The following is a 17874-nucleotide window of genomic DNA, read 5'->3' as shown; positions in this document are numbered from 1 at the left end:
GATCAGACCTTCAGGAAACGCCTGATAGAGAGGAGGCTGCCCAGGGCTCCTACCAGGGCACCTCCGGCCACCAGACTCAAAACGCTGTTTAACAACAGTCCCCGGTCATTGAGGAGGGGTATGAAAACCAGGGCCGCCCCCGCCCTGGTTAAGAGCAGGCTGTAACCGGCATAAATGGCCAGGGCCGCACACCCGGAGCCCACCAGCCCTAAGAAAAGGCCTTCCAGGAAAAAGGGCCAGCGAATAAACCAGTCGGTTGCACCTACATACTTCATGATGTTGATTTCCCGCCGGCGGGAGTAAACTGTCAGGCGGATGGTGATGATAATCAGGAAGAGGGCCCCCAGCCCCAAAACGAGAATAATGCCCGCTCCCAGCCAGCGCAGCCAGCGCACTACCGCAAACAGGCGATCGACAATCTCCTGGCCGTAATTTACTTTTTCCACCCCTGGCAGCTTCGCAATAGCCCCCGCCACTTCGTGAATGGTTTCCGGGTCGGCCACCCGGACCCGCAAATAGTCGGGCAGGGGGTTGACGCCGCCAGTAGCCCCTAAGAGCTCCTCTTCGCCGCCAAATTGCTGGCTTAATTGCTTCAAACCTTCTTCTTTAGGAACCAGGGTTACCTCCGTCACGCCGGGCATGGCCTTGACCTGGTCCCGGACCTGGTAAGCTGCCTGGCGCGGGGTATCAACCTGGAGAAAAACGGCGATTTCGACATTGGACTGGAGGTTAGCGGCAATATAGTTGACATTAAAGACTAGGAGCAAAAAGGCTCCCAGGAGAAACATGGAGATGGCCACGCTGGCCACCGCCGCCAGGCTCATCCAGAAATTGCGCCACAAAGATATGCCGGCCTGTTTGAAAAAATAGCCGGCCGTTCTAAGCTTCATAACCGTAGGCCCCCTCCCGGTCGTCCCGTACCAGCCGGCCCTGTTGCAGGGCAATAACCCGCTTGCGCATGCTGTTGACAATATCCCAGGCATGGGTGGCCATGATCACGGTGGTCCCCTGGTAGTTTATTTCTTCCAGGAGCTTCATTATTTCCCTGGATGTTGCCGGGTCAAGGTTGCCGGTAGGTTCATCGGCCACCAGGATGCGGGGGTTGTTGACGATGGCCCGGGCGATGGCCGCCCGCTGCTGCTCGCCGCCGGACAGCTGGTGGGGAAACATCCGCGCCCGGTTGCTCAAACCCACCCGTTCCAGGGCCTTTTCGACCCGTGGTTTAATTTCCCGGGGAGAAACTTCGATCACGCGTAAGGCAAAGGCTACATTTTCAAAAACAGTCCATTCCGGTAGTAAGCGGAAATCCTGGAAAACGATGCCGATATTGCGCCGCAAAAAAGGTACTTCACTCCTTTTTAGACGGGCAATACTCCGGCCGCCAATGAGAATCTGCCCCCTGGTGGGCACTTCTTCCCGGAAAAGGAGCCGGATAAAGGTCGTCTTCCCGGCCCCGCTGGGCCCTACCAGGAAAACAAATTCGCCTTTATCTATCTTCACGCTGAGGTCATCGAGAGCGGTAATATGCGGCGGGTAAACCTTGGTAACATTATAAAATTGGATTAAACTCAAACCAGCACCTCCAGGGGAAAAGAAAAAACAACCACATGGGTTGTTTTCGACACAAATGGCGAGAATCCTTTTGGTTGGTGGTTATTGTAATAATTTGTCTATCGATTTTGTTATCAATCTGGATGAGAAAAGTCTCATCGTTATCTAATATCGGTAACCCTCCGGTTACCGAAAAGGACGTTAGGGAGTTAAAGCGCAGGGCTGCCCGCCTTGGCTGGGGTACACCACTTTGGTCCATGGTACATTACCGATACTGTTATGGATTGTTTTTGAAAATACCAGAAACTTTAACCCCTTGTATTAAATGGCAATATCATACTCCGTTGACAATGATTGTTTCTGATGGTATATTGTAATTGAAATGGGTGCTCCGCCGCTATGGCGAAGCGCCCTTACGCTTTATATGGGATTTTCCATTTAATGGGCAAATGCTGGGAGGAATTAAATTGGCTAAGGTTACCTTGTCGAAAGCTACCTTTGAAAATTTAGTCAAACACTTGGTAGAAGTCGAGGAAGGGAAGAATAAACTTGTTGAACAATATTTCCCTGAGCCGTCAAAAGAACGTAATGAGTTTGTGAAGCTTATTGAAGATTATATAAAACAGATTGACCAGCTTATTAGAAATGTAAATAAGTCACAAACTGCGGGCGGTCAAGTCCCCTTTGTCACTATCGGTAGTGAAGTTGAAGTTCAAGACTTGGACACCCAGGAAGTTCTTAAGTTTTGCATAGTGAATCCCTTTCATAATAGTATAGGGGAAAGAGATGTCTCATATATATCACCGGTAGGCAAATCATTATTATTAAAAAAAGTCGGTGATGAAGTAGAAGTAAATGCACCGGGCGGGGTATTCCGTTACAAAATAAAATCCATTCAACTGCGAGGTGGCTAATAAACCTTCTTTATGCATTCTATAGCTACACCCGTTAGCGTTTTTGTGCCAGCGAATATCTCTCCCCACCGGTCATACCACAAAAATATGCTATAATAAAATCCAGAAGAAGGTGATCCCTTGCCGGAAAATGAAGGGCAACCCCGGCCTCCCCACCACCCCCACGACAAGGGTTACAGGCAGCTCCTGGCCGACAAAAGGGTATTCCTGGAACTGCTGAAGACCTTCGTCCGGGAAGACTGGGTGGAGGCCATTGACGCCGACGACCTCATCTGGTGAACAAGTCCTACGTCCTCCAGGATTTCAGCGAGAAAGAAGCCGATATCGTCTACCGGCTCAAGACCAAAGATAGAAACGTCATCTTTTACGTCCTGCTGGAGCTGCAGTCAACGGTAGACTACCTGATCCCTTTCCGGCTGCTGCTCTATATGGTTGAAATCTGGCGGGAAATCTACAACAACACCCCGCAGCACGAGCGGGAGAGCAAGCATTTCCGCCTGCCGCCCATCATCCCGGCGGTGCTCTACAACGGGGCCGGCTCCTGGACGGCGGCGCTCTCCTTCAAAGAAATGCTAGACGGTTACCAAGACTTCAGCGGGCATTTTCTGGACTACCGCTACCTGCTATTTGACGTCAACCGTTACAACGAAGAAGAGCTAATCAGGGTGGCCAATCTGATAGCCGGCATCTTTCTTTTGGACCAGAGGATGCACCCGGAAGACCTGGTTGGAAGGTTGCAGAAACTATCAGGTATTTTAAGGCGGCTCACGCCTGATGAGTTCCGCCATTTTACGACCTGGCTGAAGAACGTCGTCAAGCCCAGAATACCTGGAGATTTTAGCGCAAAAATCGACGGCATCCTGGACGCAAGCAATCCCTGGGAGGTGGAACGGATGATTTACAACCTGGAAATAACCCTGGAAGAGATGCAACAGCAGGCTTTGTTAAAAGGCTTAAAAGAAGGCGAACAGAAAGGGAAACTGGAAGGTAAATTGGAAGGAAAACTGGAAGGAAAATTGGAGGGCAAACGAGAAGTAGCCCGGAACCTGCTGCTGCTCAACGTCGATATAGAGACCATTGTTAAAGCTACGGGGCTTACTCCGGACGAGATCGCCGTGTTGAAGAAACAGCTGGAACAGTGATTTTGCCCGATATTTTGAGGCGGGTCCTGTCATCCAGACGGCTTTTATCTGCCAGATCCATGCCATCCGGTCGCCGGTAATTTTGCCTTTACCGGTTGGGAATTCCACTCAAGTCAGGGGCCGCTGGCAGTCTACTCTGTATATAAAACCGGGGCGCTGCTAACAAAGAGCAGGAGCCCCGGACAGTCAGCCAAACTTTACTATCCGCAACAAAATAAGGCGAGGCTTTAAATTGCCCCGCCTTTTGCCTTTTCTTTAACGGTTATTTCTGGTTTGCTTCTTGCAACTTTTACTGGCCTCCCTAGGTTCCAATCTTATCCAGAAGGCGCAGGATCATGGCCGCGGCTTCCGCCCGGGTGACGGGTCGCTCGGCCTGGAAGGTGTTGTCGGGATAACCGGCGACGATTCCGCTGGCTACAGCCTGGGCCACACTCCGGCGCGCCCAGACGGGGATGCTGGTCGTGTCGGTGAACTTGAGCTCGGCCGGCGCCGGGGCGCCCGACTTCATGGCCAGGATGCGGACCACTATGGCGGCCAGCTCCGCCCGGGAGATGGAGCGGCCGGGCTCAAAAGTTACCGAGCCGTCCGGTTGGGGATAACCCTTCACCAGCCCTTCCCTGGCAGCCGCTGCGACGACCCCACGGGCCCAGTCTGGTATGGCGGCGTTGTCTTTAAATTTCAGGTCCTGCTCGGTGCCCGGAGCCAGCTTCAGCGCCCGCGCCAGGATGGCGGTGGCTTCCGCCCGGGTGATCTGGATGTCAGGCTTAAAGGTACCATCTGGATAGCCGGAGATGACGCCCATGCTCGCGAGGCGGCTGACCGTCCCGGTGGCCCAGTGGCCCTGCATGTCCTTGAAGGTCACCGGCGGCGTTTCTTCCTTGGCCGCGGCGAAGACGGCGAAGGTGGTGAGGTGGTCGACAGTGACTGACACCGTGCCGGCATTTTCGTCCACGCTACCTTCAAGGCGCACCCACTGCCCCTGGCTGGCGTTGTAATAGCAGGCCACAGGTTGCTGATCGGCGGCGAGCTTGCTTTTATCGTAGTAGAGGGTGATGGTTAGCTGCCCGCTCAAGGTACCGTTGTTCAGGGTCACGTCGACGACTTTGCTGATGAGGGGCATGCCGGCTTGGGCGGCCAGGGAGTCGTCTTTCACCTCGGCGGCGATGGTCGCGCCCGTGCCGGAAACCGCCCCGGCCGGCACGTCAACGCGGGCGACGCCGGAGAGTTCAGCTACCGTCGCCGCACTGGACTGGATGGGCTGCTCTACCCGGTTGGTGGAAGGGGTGGTCGAGCCGCCGCCACCGCCTCCCCCACCACCGCCACCGCCGCCCCCGCTGCTGCCGGTGGAAGTGGTTACGGTGTAGGCAAAGTTCACCTCATCGCTGGTGAGGTTGTCCTTCACTGCCACCGACCGGATGGTACCGTTCGAGGTCAGCGTTATGGGCGCTGTGTAGGTGTTCTGCGGGGGAGCGTTAAGCCCGTAAAGGATAGTGGCGCCAGATTCCGCAGAAAGGGTCACCTGCACGCTGCCAGTGTAGCTGCCGGGTTCCGGGCTGGCTGTAGGAGGTGCCGGGGCATTGGCAGCGGCGAAGAGGCTAAAAAAGTTCTGGCTTACCTCTACATATCCACCGCTTACGGTGCCTCCAAGGTTAACCCAGCGGCCGCCTACCAGCTTAAACACCCGTACCCGATCGCCGGCCGGTGCAGGCAGTCGCAGGGTCACCGGTTGGGAAAGGGTCACTTTCTCGATCTTTATTTCAAAGACCTGGCCTATCGAGCTGGCGCCGGGAAGCCCAGTATTATCCACAGGCTTGAAAGTGATTGCTGCTGCGCCGCTAAAAGCGCCTTGCGGGATTTCCATCTGAGCGCCGCCTTGGTTCAAAACTACGCTGGAAGCGCCAGGCGGCATGGTGAAGTTGTCCAGCTTGCCATCAGAAGGCACGCTTATTTCTACTTTCGTTACTGCCTGGGAGGTGGTGAAGCTGAACACGTAGGCCTGCGCTAGGTTATTACCCGCCGCGTCTTTCACAGCGCCGGCGGGGATGGCTACGGTGTACTTGGTATTGTATGCGAGGCTTGTGCTTGGCTTTACATTGAGAATATTGCCCTCGATGCTTGTGTTCACAGCCACCGCGTTGCCCGCGGAGTCCTTAACTAAAACGCCTTCCTTTGCATCTCCTGCCTGAATGCTTTCACTGAAAGTTACATTGATAGTCTTATCAACCCCAACTCCAGTGGCACCGTCAGCCGGATCCGTACTGACCACCGCTGGTGGGGTAGTATCTTGGGGAGGCTGGGGTGCTCCAGCTACGGTCAAGTTAAGGTTCGTTTTTTCTCCTGGCGCGTACTGGTACGTTTCATTAGCTTTGACACCATTCACATAAAATTCAATGGTTTTACCTACTTCCTCGCTTGTCCCTTGAACGACTAACCTTTCATCAAAACCACCAGGACCGCCGTACTGCCCGTTGACGATGGCGATACTATCCTGCTTCATGCCGCTCATCCAAGCCTCCACGGTCCCAGAGATAATGGGATTACCGCTCGCGTCCTTCACGCTGCCCCAGAAGCTCTGCGGCAAGACGGGTGCGGAGGGCGTGCCCTGCGCAAGGGCCAGCCCTCCGCCCATCACCGCTAAGAGCAGGGCAGCGACCACCAACATGCTCAAGAGCCTTACGTGGCGCTGCCTGCGCATTCCTTACCTACCCCCTACTCCAGCGGCGGCATAGCCTGGCCAGCCAACTTATCGGCCTTGGTCATGTAGACCCAGTAGCCGCGGAAAGCTTCCATGTTAGGTACCGTTGCCGTCTGCGGGGTATAGACCCAGTCACCCTGGTTGCAACCGGCCGGGTTGATCACCACCGCGTAGCTGCCAGTGATGCTGGAGAGAGCTTCGTTCGCTCCCGTTGCACTACTCGCCGGGTTGCCGATCAGGTTCCAGCCAGCCGCCAGATCCCGCACCGGCGGCGTGCCCAGGCCGCGCCTCGCCCAGAAGGCCGCGTCGGTGGCACCCTTGAGCTTCACGTACAGCGCCTCCAGCGGTCGGAGTTCCATGGTCGCTGGATCCGCGGTGGTCACTTGATACCATTGCCCATTGGCGTAGCCGTAGGCCTGCTCTACGTACTCGGGATGGGACAGAACCTGATCGATAGTGTTCTTGCCCTCAGCCAGCGTCCACGGCGTGGAGACGATGTTCCAGCCGCGGCTCAGCGTCGTAGTACCATCAGCACTCCTGCCGAGGTTGATAGTTGCCTTTGCCGTCAGGTTAAGGTCGGCGATGGAGGCGGTGAGCTCAACTGCGGTGCCCAGCGGGTCGTCGCTTTCGAGGTATACGGTGACTTCGCTGTTATATGCCTGGATGACTGCCTGGGTGATGGGCTCCGCGGTTTGATCAGTAGCGTAGAAGGCGCTGTTCGTCGTGCTGGTGGCAAGGTCAACCTCGAGGTCACGGCCGGAAGCCCATAGGTTGGTGAGCCTTACCATCACCGGCACGCGGGTGTCGGGCAGGGCCGTAGCCGGAGCTACGATCTCTAGGGACGGCTCTTCGAAGACGACCTGCTTCGAGACGGCTTCGAAGCCGCCCGCAGAAGCGGTCACGTTGTACGTGCTAGGCGCGGTGACGATGAGCCAGGCATCGTGTTCCTCAGCCCACTCGCCGTTCTCGAGTTCCGCGTAGTCAACCCAGAGGAACGCCGACGGCGAGTCGTTCTTCACCGAGATGCGAAGCAGCGTGTTCTGCGGCACAGGATTGCCGTACTGGTCGACCACGCCGACGCGCATCTTGGCAATACCGATCAGGTCGGTGGCGCCGATCTTGGAACCGATCTGGGTCCAAATCGAATCGGGCACCGCGTTCACATCCTGCTGCGCTATGTCCAGGGTGATGGCCTTGGCCTCGTCCGGATTGACGATAGCCTTTCCGGAGAAGCCAATCACACCCTCAGAGCGGAAGGCCACAGTGTAGCTGTAAAGCCCACTATCCGAAACAGCTGCGGATGAAAGCTTACCGTCGGCCATAGCCTTCTTGGTCCAGCTCTCGGTGTCCACGTAGTAGACCTTCACGCTTGCCTGCCCTGCCGGGATGGTCACCTGGGTGATCGGGTCGCCGCCCTCAGCAGCAGAGTAGAACTTGCCGGTCGGGCTCTCGGTTTCCAGGTAGACCACACGGCCGTTCGGGCCTGCAGGAACGTCGTTGTAGTGGCCGTCCTTAACCGTGATGGTGACCTCGCCCCGCTGGCCGGCGGTGAAGTTGAGCCCGCTCACCACGAGGCTAAGCTCAGCGCCGGTGCCCACGTTGATGGTGGCCTCAGCCGTGACGGTGGTACCTGTAGAGCGCCCGTCGCTCAAAAGCTGAACAGTCGAGAAGATCAGCTTGTGAGCGCCAACGGCGTTGGTGCCGGGCACGTAGTAGACCTTGACGCTGCTCTGGCCCTTTGGAACGGTTACACTGAGGATGCTAGTACCGTTCGAGGGCTTGTCGTAGAAGGTACCGGTTTTGTCGGTGCTCAGGGTGACCGTCAGGTCGTTCGGAGCGGCAAACGATTTGTCGAACTGGTCTCTTAACTCGATGGTGATTTCGTTGGCAATACCAACCTCGCCCGTAGCCGGTGCGGTGACGGCAAGCTTACTCAGGACGGTCACGCCCACGGCGACCCTCTTTTCGGCCTGCACCAGACCGGTAGCTGACGCCGTGATGTTGTACATATCGGCCTTGCTGCTCTTGAATTTGAAGGTGCCTGAGCTTTGACCTTCTTGGATCACAACGCTGCTGGGTGTGAAAGTTACGCCATCACCGGGGCTGGCAGCCAGGGTAACGGTGATGCCACCTGCTGGTGCTGGGGCCGTGTTCCCATAGGCATCCTTCAAAGTGACGTTATAGGCACCCTCTGCGTCCTTATCGAGATAGCTGGGTCCGTCCAGCAGAATGCTAGCGGGAGCGGCAGCACGCACCTGCGCGTCCACCGAAGCCGCCTGCATCTGCGGGTTCGGGTTTTCCGTCACGTCGGTGGCGGTGATGGTCACCGTGCCAGCGGTCTTGGGCGTCCACGCCGCAGTATTTTGCGTGGCTCCTTGCGCAATTGTTACCTCGACTTCTTGGTTGCTACCAAAGTTAGCCTGGGTATCGGTATCGGTCAGCTTTACGTGGATGTCCTTGCCGGTGCTGTTCTCTGCGCCCACGTTGCCGTACCGGTCGACCAGTGTGATAACCAAATTCTGGGTGCTACCGACCGTTATCTGGATGCCAGGTGCACTACCGTCTTCATCCGTGAGACCCTGGATCACCAGCTTAACAGGATCCGCTGGAGTGATCGTTACACTTGCCGAACTCCCGGCATCGGTGGGATAGGGGGCGCGGACCGTAATCTGATAACTGTCTGCTGTGGTGGGGTTCACTAGATTGTTGAAGTAAACCGCGTAGGAAACGTTCGCCGGAATAGCCTGGCTTCCAGTGTAGTATAGGGACCACACTCCGGGCGCCTGGCGCTGGGCACTGAAGCTGTACACTGCACCGTTTACCGTAACCTTTTCCACCGCGGCATTCGCGTCTCCAAACGCGCTGGGGAAAATTACGGCGATCTGGTCGCCTGGATTAACTGAAGTGTCGGAACTGAAGGTAATAGTATAGCTCCCAACGGCGCCTGCCTTGCCGGAACTTGGAGACACGTTGACATTCGCTGCAGTCGCCATCGCCGGCACCGCCGGCAGTAGCGCCAAAAGCAGGGCGAGGACCGCCACTACGGCTACGGCTCTGCGCGCCTTTTTAAAACTTTTAGTCAAAGATTGCGCACTCACTCTTTTCAATACCCTCCTCGCTGAGATTTAGCTGCCTCGATATGGATGTCACCGGTGCACCCGTATCTACCCTCTCTTTGCTACTCCCACCTCCTCCGGGCATCGCCGCCGCCGGGACCGGCGCCCGGCCCGCCGGCTGGCACACCAGCTTTCCCCGGGCAGGCCGCGGCCCTGTGCATAATCCGCGGCAGCAACGGCAATATTTACTTCCGACGGTACGCACCTGGAGCCCGTTCAACCTTCCTCCCGCATCGCCCTCCTTCCGCTCCTGGCGTCCTGGACGGCAGGGGACTCGTCGGCGAAGAGCTCCTCAACCGGCCGGTTGAGGGCCCGGGCGATGCGGAGGGCGGTGCCCACGGAAGGGTTTTTGCGCCCCTTCTCGATGTTCGTGTAGGAAGCACGCGTCAACCCAACCCGTCGGGCCAGTTCGGATTGCGTCAGGCCGGCCTGGAGCCGGACCCTGCGCAGGGCAGTGCGCATTAGCTGCCTCCTTTTCTCTCGTACTGCTCATCCCCTGATGTGCCGTCTGGAAACATTATATGTAATCTGTTGGAAACTTGTCAATAGGATTCCAAACATATAAGGTTTCTATTAGAAACTTTGGAGGTGATGATCGTGCTGAAGTTCGGCGAGTCGCTAAAGGAGCTGCGCCAGCGGAAGGGCCTGCGGCAGGAAGACGTGGCCAGGATGGTCGGCGTCGAGCGTCCCACTGTCGCCAACTGGGAGCGCGGGACGAAGCAGCCCGGCCTGGAGACGCTGGTCAGGCTGAGCCGACTCTTTGGTGTTTCCCTGGACGAGCTGGTGGGCGTCGAAAGAGCCGCTGCCCCGTTACCCCTGGCCAGCTATCGTTCCCTGGCCGCCGACCCACTGGTCAAGCTGCTGTCCGAGCGCACCGGCGTCCCGGCCAAAAACATCGCCGCCTTTATCGCCGCCCTCCAGATCCCGGACGATGTATAATCGTAACTCTTTAAGCCATCCCGTTCTATTCCCAACCAGTCATTGACAGTCGTTCCCCCGGCCCCGGTTCGCCGGCGTTCCTTCCCGGAAGCGCGGCATGTCGATCAAACGAAAAACAGACCTCGTCACATTATTCACCGCTCCTGCCAGCCCCTGCACCTGATATTTTCCAAATTATCAATATTATTTCAGCGCTCCTACTAATTCCCGAAACGCCTCCCCGGCTCGCCGGCGTCATGGCACCGGCCCGGTCCCGGCATCCACGCGGGCGCATTGCCCCCACGCTAAAAGTAAAAACCGCCCCCTAAGGGGCGGTTTAATGTCGATGCGGTTCTTTAAGTCGCAGAAGTCAACTGTGGTAGTCAGTTTATCCGGGACGCCGGCGGAGGGCGGCTTCCAGGGAGACTTTGATTTTAATCCTTTTTTCCCTTTAACCCCTTCACCGCCGCCACGATGTCTGCTGCCGTCAGGCCGTATTTGGCCATCAGCTCGTCCGGCTTGCCGGACTCGCCGAAGGTGTCGCGGATGCCGACCATGGCCAGGGGGACGGGTTTTTCCGTGGCCAGGACCTCGGCGACGGCGCTCCCCAGGCCGCCGATGACGGTGTGTTCTTCGGCTGTCACCACCGCCCCGGTGGCTGCCGCCGCCAGGACCGCCTCCCGGTCCAGGGGCTTGATGGTGCTCATATTAACAACCATGACGTCCAGGCCTGCTGCGGCCAGTTCTTCCGCTGCCTTCAAGGCCTCATGGACCATGACGCCGCAGGCGATAATGGCCGCATCCTTTCCCTGTCGCAAGGTGTGAGCGCGCCCAATCTGGAATTGATAATTCTCGTTGTAAATAACCGGCACGGCCGGGCGGCCCAGGCGCAGGTACACCGGTCCCTGGTGGGCGGCGGCCGCGAAGACGGCCTGCCTGGTTTCCTCCCCGTCGGCCGGGACGATGACCGTCATGTTGGGGATGGCGCGCATGAGGGCGATGTCTTCGATGGCCTGGTGGGAAGCCCCGTCTTCCCCCACGGTGAGTCCGGCGTGGGTGGCCCCAATCTTAACATTTACTTTAGGATAGGCTATGCCGTTACGCACCTGGTCGTAGGCGCGGCCGGTGGCAAAGACGGCAAAGGTGCTGGCGAAGGGGATCTTGCCGCTCAAGGCCAGGCCGGCGGCCGTGGCCATGAGGCTCTGCTCGGCGATACCCATATTGAAAAAGCGCTCGGGAAACTCCTGGGCAAAGTAGTGGGTCATAGTGGATTTGGACAGGTCGGCGTCCAGGACCACTACCTGGCTGTTCTGCCGTCCCAGCTCCACCAGGGCCCTGCCGTAAGCTTCCCTGGTCGCAATCTTGGTCATATATATCTTCCTCCGATAATAGTGTCCTGCTAAAGGTATTATCTCTCAAGGGCTTCCTGTTCACCCTACTTGTTCTTCCGCGTCTCCCTCAAGGGGTACGCCCTTGTATGAGCAACAGCTTTCTTACTCCAGATTGAGTGCCGGAGGCCTTCACCCCGCAGGTTCTTTTACCGGCACCCTGCTTTTCGCGTCTATGGGACATACCGTCGTTAACAGCCATCACCGGCGGCGGGTGTCAGCCGCCCATGGGGGTAGCGGTCAGGCCAGCTCGGCCAGGGCCTTTTCCACTTCTTCCGGTTTCGGGGCTTTGCCGTGCCAGCCGGCCTCGTTTTCCATGAAACTGACCCCTTTGCCCTTGATGGTTTCAGCGATAATAATCGCCGGTTTACCCTTTACTTGCCGCGCCCAGGCCAGGGCGGCCAGGATCTGGCCGAAATCGTGGCCGTCAATGGTCTTTGCTTCCCAGCCAAAGGCGCGGAATTTATCAGCCACCGGCTCCGGTGACATGACGTCTTCTACCCGGCCGTCAATCTGGAGATGATTGTGATCGACAATGGCCGTCAGGTTGTCCAGGTGATAATGGGCGGCGGCCATGGCCCCTTCCCAGACCATGCCTTCTTCCAGTTCGCCGTCGCCCAGGAGGACATAGACGTGGTAATCCCGCCCGTCCAGGCGGCCGGCCAGGGCCATGCCGTTGGCTACGGCCAGGCCGTGGCCCAGGGAACCGGTGGAAACCTCCACTCCCGGCAGGACTTTACGGTCCGGGTGGCCCTGCAGGGGGCTGCCCAGCTGGCGCAGGGTGGTGATCCTTTCCACCGGGAAAAAGCCCCTTTCCGCCAGGGCAGCGTAAAGGACCGGGGCGGCATGGCCCTTGGAAAGGACAAACCGGTCCCGCTCCGGCCAGTCCGGCCGGGCCGGGTCCAGGCGCATGACTTTAAAATAGAGGGCCGTCATAATTTCTACCGCCGATAAAGACCCGCCGGGGTGGCCGGAACCGGCCGCGCCAACCATCCTGATGATGTGCCGCCGCAGCCGACGCGCCGTTGCCGTTAACTCTGGAAAATCTGCTGTCAAACCCATCATCTCCTCCACTGGCGAAAACCTTCGCCCAGAACTTCATGGATATTGCTGACAATGACAAAGGCTCGCGGGTCAATGGCCGCCACCAGCGCTTTAAGGCGGCTGACCTCGGACCGCTGCACCACCACCAGTAAAACTTCCCGTTCCTGGCGCGTATACAGCCCACGGCCAGCCAGGCCGGTTACGCCGCGATCCAGCTGCTCCATTACCTGCCGGGCTATGGTTTCGGCATGGTCGGAAATGATGATAGCTGCCTTGGCATAGCCGCTGCCCTCCTGGATGGCATCAATGGCCCGGCTGGTTAAAATTAGGGCCAGCAGGGCATACAGGGCCAGTTCTACATTAAAGGTCAGGCCCGCCAGGCTGATTACCAGGGCATCAACCAGGAGCAAGCCCACCCCGGAGCTGATATGGAGAAAATGGCCAAAGAGGAGGGCCGCCAGGTCGGTACCACCGGTGCTCCCGCCGGAGCGGAAAACAACTCCCAGCCCCACACCGCTCATGAGGCCGCCGTAAATAGAGGCCAGCAGGGCATTGGCCGTGGGCGCATGGAGCCACAGGGTGAGGGCATCGGTAAATACGGAAAGCATAAGGGTACCGTAGAGGGTCTTGAGGCCAAAATTCCAGCCCAGGACTTTCAGCCCGGCCAGGAAAAGGGGGATATTGAGGGCCAGCATGGTCAGGCCTACCGGCCAGCCGAAGACATAATGGAGCACCGTGGCCAGGCCGCTGACGCCGCCGGCGGCAATTTTATTGGGAACCAGGAAAAGCACCAGTCCCAGGGCGGTAATCAAGGTGCCGGTTGTAATGCCCAGGTAGTCAAGCCATTCTTTGCGCCGCACACCGCTACCCCCTGGAACGTTATTCCTTTTCGCCAGAAAAAGCTATTTTCCTGCCTGGCAACAGTAATTTTGTCTGCTCCATACTCCCGCCCGCCTAATCCTCCCAGATAATGGCCCCGGCCGGGCAAACCTCCCGGCAGCAGCCGCAAGCATCACAGTCAGCCGTTATCCGGAAAAAAGCGGCCGGACTGCCAGGGGAACTGTTCCTAACCCCCCCGGGTGCGACTCCTTCCCAGGAATTGCTGCCGCCACCATCATGGGGCCTGCCGTCCTCCGTAATGGCCTGCCGGGGGCAAACCACCGTACAATCGCCGCAGGCAATGCAGGCATTGGTTATCCTGTAAGGCATGGCCATCCCCCCGCTTTTTACCTCCATTGTTCGCCTTAACAGGAGACATTATTCAATCACGACTACCCCGCCACATGGCCACCAGCAGCCACAAAAGCATTAAACCGGCAGCGCCAAAACCAATCTCGAGGGTGGGCAGGCGGAAAAAGAGGCTGGTACCGGGCGCTCCCAGGGCCGTACTGATAATCAGGCTGGCCATGATGATGCTGAAGGCCAGCAGGACTACGCTCATGGTTAGTTTATTAATAATCCGGTCAATCTGCCGCACCAGGGAGCGTAAATTGAGGAGTTCAATTTTAAGAGTTAATTCTCCCCCTTCCAGCATTTCCACTATATGCTGGAACTGGCGGGGCAAGTGCTGCAGCATCTCCCACGTGGAAGACAGGTTATCAGCCAGGGCCTGCCAGAGGGCCCCGGCACTAAAGCGCCGGCGTAAGAGTTCCCGGCCATAGGGCTCGGCCAGTTCAGCGAGCTCCAGGGTGGGGTCCAATTCCCGGGCCAGGCCTTCCAGGGTAATAAGGGTCTTGGCCAGCAGGGTTAGTTCCGGCGGCAGGCGTAAACGATATTTGAAGGCCAGCTGCAGCAGCTCTTCAACGGCCCGGCCCAGGCTGATCTGGCTTAAAGCGAGGTGGTAATAGCGATCGCGCAGGGTTTCAATGTCATGCCTCAGGGCATTCCTATCCACCCCGTCCGGCACCACGCCCATGGCCAAAATGGTCCGCAGGACATCCTGGCTGCGGCGGCGGATGATGCCCAGCATCAGGTTGATAAACTGCTCCTGGCGCTCCTCACTTAAAGCCCCCACCAGGCCAAAATCCATAAAGACAATCACTTCCCCCGGCAGTACCGCCAGGTTCCCCGGGTGGGGATCGCCGTGGAAAAAGCCATCCACCAGGACCTGCTGGTAAATGGCCCGGGCCAGATTGGTGGCTATCCGCCGGCGGTCATAACCCCGCCGGTCTATTTCTTCCAGGTCGTTTAGTTTTACCGCCTCTACATATTCCTGGGTCAGCACCCGCACAGTGGTATAATCCCAGTAAACGGCCGGAATATAGACCTGGGGGTTGCCGGCCAGGTTTTCCCGCAGGCGATCGGCATGGCGGCCTTCCCGGGTATAATCCAGTTCTCCCTCCATGGCGCGGGCAAATTCGTCTACCATCTGGGTGAAGTCATAGATCTGGCCGTAAGCCGTATGGCGCTGGGCCAGGCGGGCCAGGTCGAAGATAATTTCCAGGTCCACCCGCACCTGTTCTGCTATGCCCGGCCGCTGGACCTTAACGATGACCTGGTTGCCCCCGGGCAGGGTGGCCCGGTGTACCTGGCCAATGGAGGCGGCCGCCAGGGGCTCGGGATCAAATTCGCGAAAGAGTTGTTCCAGGGGCTGGCCCAGCTCCTTTTCTACCGTATGTTGAACTGCGGCGAAGGGAAAGGGCGGCACCCGGTCCTGGAGGCGGGCCAGCTCGGCAATGATATCCGCTGGCAAAAGGTCGGGGCGGGTGCTCAAAATTTGCCCCAGCTTGATAAAGGTAGGACCCAGTTCAGCCAGGGCCAGGCGCAGGCGCGCTCCGGGAGATAAGGGGGCTTCCCGCCGCGGTCGCCTTAAGATTAGCTCGCCCAACCCCAGCTGGTCAAGGAGATAGCCAAAACCATAGCGGGCCAGGACATTCACTACCTGGCGGTAACGGTGGAGGTGGATATAACGGCGCCGCAGGGACATCAGCTTAAGCCTCCATTTAGTTTAAAAAAGCCCGGGCTGATACAGCACCGGGCTTTTACCTTTTAACTGGCCCGTTCCAGGGCTTCATGAAGAAAATCCAGCAGCAGTTTGTGCTCGCCGCCAGTTAAATTCTCGATCTGCTCCTGGAGGCGGCTCAAATAAGCAGCCAGCTGTCCGGCCAGGTTACCCTGGGGCAGCATATTGGCGGCCAGGCCCCAGCCCGTACCCGTCGCCAGGAGCAGGCCGGCTTCCGGCCGTGGCGCTTTCTTCAGGGCACTGCGCACCAGCTGCAGGGCCTTTTCCCCCAGGGATTTCAAATACACCAGCAGGATAGTCAGGGTGTAGGCGCTGGTAATTACCGGGTGGGCCTTGCCGGGCATCTCTTCTAATAGTTCCCGCGCCACCCGGCCGGCCTCCCGGGGTAAGAGGTTGCTTAAGGTTTCCAGCAACCTGGAGCGGGCCTGCTGCCAGTCGAGGGCAAAGGTAGAATGACTTTCGGCCAGGGGGGTAGGAACAAACATTATCATGGAGCGGCCCGGCGTTTTTTCGTTACTGTTGACGATATACTGCCGTTCCAGGAAACCTTCCTTCTCCAGCTCCAGCAACACATCGTAGGCTGTCCACTTGCTGACCTGTAAAGCTTCAGCTACGGTAATATAATGGACCGGCTCCCCGGTTTCCTGGTAGATTGCCCTGATCCTGTCCAGGAACTGGGATCGGCGTCTGGTAAGCATAGGCGTCCCTCTCCCATACCATGTTACCCCCAGCATATCCTTTTATTTCCCGGCTGTCAATTCTTTTTCTGCTTCCACCGGGTGGCGTTCCTGCCAGATTCTATCGGCAACTGCGCCCCAGCGAGCGGCATTGGCATCCAGGTAGGCACCAATGGGTCCGCTTAAGGCCGTTTCCGCCCCCGGGTGGGTAGGCCTGGCCCCTGTGGCGGCAATGATCTGCCGTAAGGCTGCGGGAACGTCAATTAAGGGGCAGGGACGCAGCAGATTATCGCTGAAGGGCTGGCGCTGCTGGTAGGCCCGGAAGAGGGGCGACTGGAGCACCTCCATTAAACTTTTCTCTTTGATATTATCCAGGGAGAAGTGGATAAAGGCGCAGGGTTCGACGGCCCCGCTGGCGGTAATATGGAAGTAGCGGCGGCCACCGGCGATGCAGCCCAGGGTCAGTTCGCCGTCATTCCAGAAATCGGCCAGCTGCAGGCCCTTGTGGTTACGGATATAGGCCACGCGCTCCACCAGGTAGGCCCGCTGCTCGGGAGTGATCATCAGTTCGGGATTGGGTTCCCGGCCAATGGGAATGTAGTGGAAACTCCAGCCGTAAATAACTCCCTTTTCCAGCAGGAAATCGATAAAGGCATCGCTGGTTACTTCCTCGACGTTTTCCCGGGTAATGGTAAGGGAAACGCCAAAGACCAGGCCCCGTTCCCTCAAGGCGTCCATGGCCGCCATGACCCGGTCAAAAACGCCTTTGCCCCGGCGGGCGTCGGTGCGTTCCCGCCAGCCTTCCAGGCTGATGGCCGGCGTAATGTTGCCCACTTCCACTAGGCGGTCGGCAACGGCGTCATCAATTAACGTGCCGTTGGTGTAGAGCATGAAAGTCATATCCGGGTGCCTTTCTGCCAGTTCAAAGAGGTGGGGCCAGCGGAAGGGCTCGCCCCCGGACATGGCCAGCCAGTAGATGCCCACTTCTTTGGCCTCCCGGCAGAGGCGGTCCACCAGGTCCAGTTCCAGGCTGTCATGGTGGGCATACTCCCCGGCCCAGCAGCCGTGGCAGCGCAGGTTGCAGTCGCTGGTGGGGTCCAGCAGGAAAAAGTTGGGAATATGGACGCCCGTCTCCTTTTCCACCTGTTGCTGGCGGGGGATGCCCAGGAGCATGGCGTTGACGAACCAGTTGTAAATAAGGCGCTGCTTGACATTGGGGTGCAGGTTAAAAAGGCGGTTTACATAGGCGTGGATGCTGGGGTTTTGCCGGTAAGCCTCCAGGACTTTGGCGATCTGCTGCTTATGTACTTCTTTCCGGGCCAGCATCCGGGCCACATGCAGCAGGCGGGGGAAATTCTCTTCTGGATTTTTTTCCATGTAACCGAAGGCTTCCCGTAAAACTTTTTCGGCCACGTACCTTTTGGCCAGGTCCAGGTTGGCACGCACGGCGACCATTGCTCAACCCCT

At 58.0% G+C, this 17874-nt stretch carries 14 protein-coding genes and 1 pseudogene; 3 read left to right on the top strand and 12 right to left on the bottom strand.

Translation table 11 applies throughout. The features are described from left to right. Positions 1-2 precede the first annotated feature (2 nt). On the bottom strand, positions 3-890 hold the full coding sequence (ftsX, locus tag MGLY_RS07895; RefSeq protein ID WP_156272856.1) for a permease-like cell division protein FtsX: 888 nt from the start codon (positions 888-890) through the stop codon (positions 3-5). Then, positions 880-1572 carry a cell division ATP-binding protein FtsE gene (gene ftsE / locus MGLY_RS07890; RefSeq protein ID WP_156272854.1) on the bottom strand — a complete coding sequence of 231 codons (693 nt, stop codon included), beginning with the start codon at positions 1570-1572 and terminating at the stop codon, positions 880-882. The genes ftsX and ftsE overlap by 11 nt, the downstream gene beginning before the upstream one ends. Positions 1573-2018: 446 nt before the next feature. Here ftsE and MGLY_RS07885 point away from each other — a divergent pair, with 446 nt between their 5' ends. Together MGLY_RS07885 and MGLY_RS07880 are read left to right on the top strand one after the other, a co-directional pair. Beyond that, on the top strand, positions 2019-2465 hold the full coding sequence (locus MGLY_RS07885) for a GreA/GreB family elongation factor (protein ID WP_156272852.1): 447 nt from the start codon (positions 2019-2021) through the stop codon (positions 2463-2465). 120 nt (positions 2466-2585) lie between these two features. Beyond that, positions 2586-3607 (top strand): annotated as a pseudogene (locus MGLY_RS07880) (Rpn family recombination-promoting nuclease/putative transposase). Between the two features lie 301 nt (positions 3608-3908). Here the strand turns inward: MGLY_RS07880 and MGLY_RS07875 are convergent. The 3 genes from MGLY_RS07875 to MGLY_RS07865 all read right to left on the bottom strand — a co-directional run bounded on the left by MGLY_RS07875 (position 3909) and on the right by MGLY_RS07865 (position 9880). Further along, positions 3909-6302, bottom strand: a complete 2394-nt coding sequence (locus MGLY_RS07875; RefSeq protein WP_156272850.1) for an S-layer homology domain-containing protein — start codon at positions 6300-6302, stop codon at positions 3909-3911. A gap of 14 nt (positions 6303-6316) precedes the next feature. Then, on the bottom strand, positions 6317-9400 hold the full coding sequence (locus MGLY_RS07870; RefSeq protein WP_156272848.1) for a hypothetical protein: 3084 nt from the start codon (positions 9398-9400) through the stop codon (positions 6317-6319). Between the two features lie 234 nt (positions 9401-9634). Continuing rightward, complete coding sequence (locus tag MGLY_RS07865; protein WP_156272846.1) at positions 9635-9880, bottom strand: helix-turn-helix transcriptional regulator; 246 nt, start codon at positions 9878-9880, stop codon at positions 9635-9637. Positions 9881-10009: 129 nt separating this feature from the next. Between MGLY_RS07865 and MGLY_RS07860 the strand changes: the two genes are divergently transcribed. Next, positions 10010-10357 carry a helix-turn-helix transcriptional regulator gene (locus MGLY_RS07860; RefSeq protein ID WP_246187440.1) on the top strand — a complete coding sequence of 116 codons (348 nt, stop codon included), beginning with the start codon at positions 10010-10012 and terminating at the stop codon, positions 10355-10357. A 413-nt stretch (positions 10358-10770) separates the two neighbouring features. Here the strand turns inward: MGLY_RS07860 and MGLY_RS07855 are convergent, their stop codons facing one another. From MGLY_RS07855 to MGLY_RS07825, 7 genes are all read right to left on the bottom strand, one after another. Next, entirely contained in the window at positions 10771-11706 is a 936-nt protein-coding gene (locus tag MGLY_RS07855) for a transketolase family protein (protein ID WP_156272844.1), read from the bottom strand. Between the two features lie 258 nt (positions 11707-11964). Then, on the bottom strand, positions 11965-12780 hold the full coding sequence (locus tag MGLY_RS07850; protein WP_277997906.1) for a transketolase: 816 nt from the start codon (positions 12778-12780) through the stop codon (positions 11965-11967). A 5-nt stretch (positions 12781-12785) separates the two neighbouring features. Then, positions 12786-13628, bottom strand: coding sequence for a YitT family protein (locus MGLY_RS07845; protein WP_156272842.1), 843 nt, complete (start codon positions 13626-13628; stop codon positions 12786-12788). 94 nt (positions 13629-13722) lie between these two features. Next, positions 13723-13977, bottom strand: coding sequence for a 4Fe-4S binding protein (locus tag MGLY_RS07840; protein ID WP_156272840.1), 255 nt, complete (start codon positions 13975-13977; stop codon positions 13723-13725). A 52-nt stretch (positions 13978-14029) separates the two neighbouring features. Beyond that, on the bottom strand, positions 14030-15694 hold the full coding sequence (locus MGLY_RS07835; RefSeq protein ID WP_156272838.1) for an ABC1 kinase family protein: 1665 nt from the start codon (positions 15692-15694) through the stop codon (positions 14030-14032). A gap of 62 nt (positions 15695-15756) precedes the next feature. Further along, complete coding sequence (locus MGLY_RS07830) at positions 15757-16428, bottom strand: LexA family transcriptional regulator (protein ID WP_156272836.1); 672 nt, start codon at positions 16426-16428, stop codon at positions 15757-15759. 42 nt (positions 16429-16470) lie between these two features. Then, positions 16471-17862: a radical SAM protein gene (locus MGLY_RS07825; protein WP_156272834.1), complete on the bottom strand. Its 1392-nt coding sequence runs from the start codon at positions 17860-17862 to the stop codon at positions 16471-16473. Positions 17863-17874 lie beyond the last annotated feature (12 nt).

Origin of the sequence: Moorella glycerini, assembly GCF_009735625.1 — a bacterium.
Classification (GTDB): Bacteria; Bacillota; DSM-521; order Neomoorellales; family Neomoorellaceae; genus Neomoorella; species Neomoorella glycerini.
Note: the sequence above shows the minus strand (reverse complement) of the source record. Positions and strands in the feature narration are given on the sequence as shown.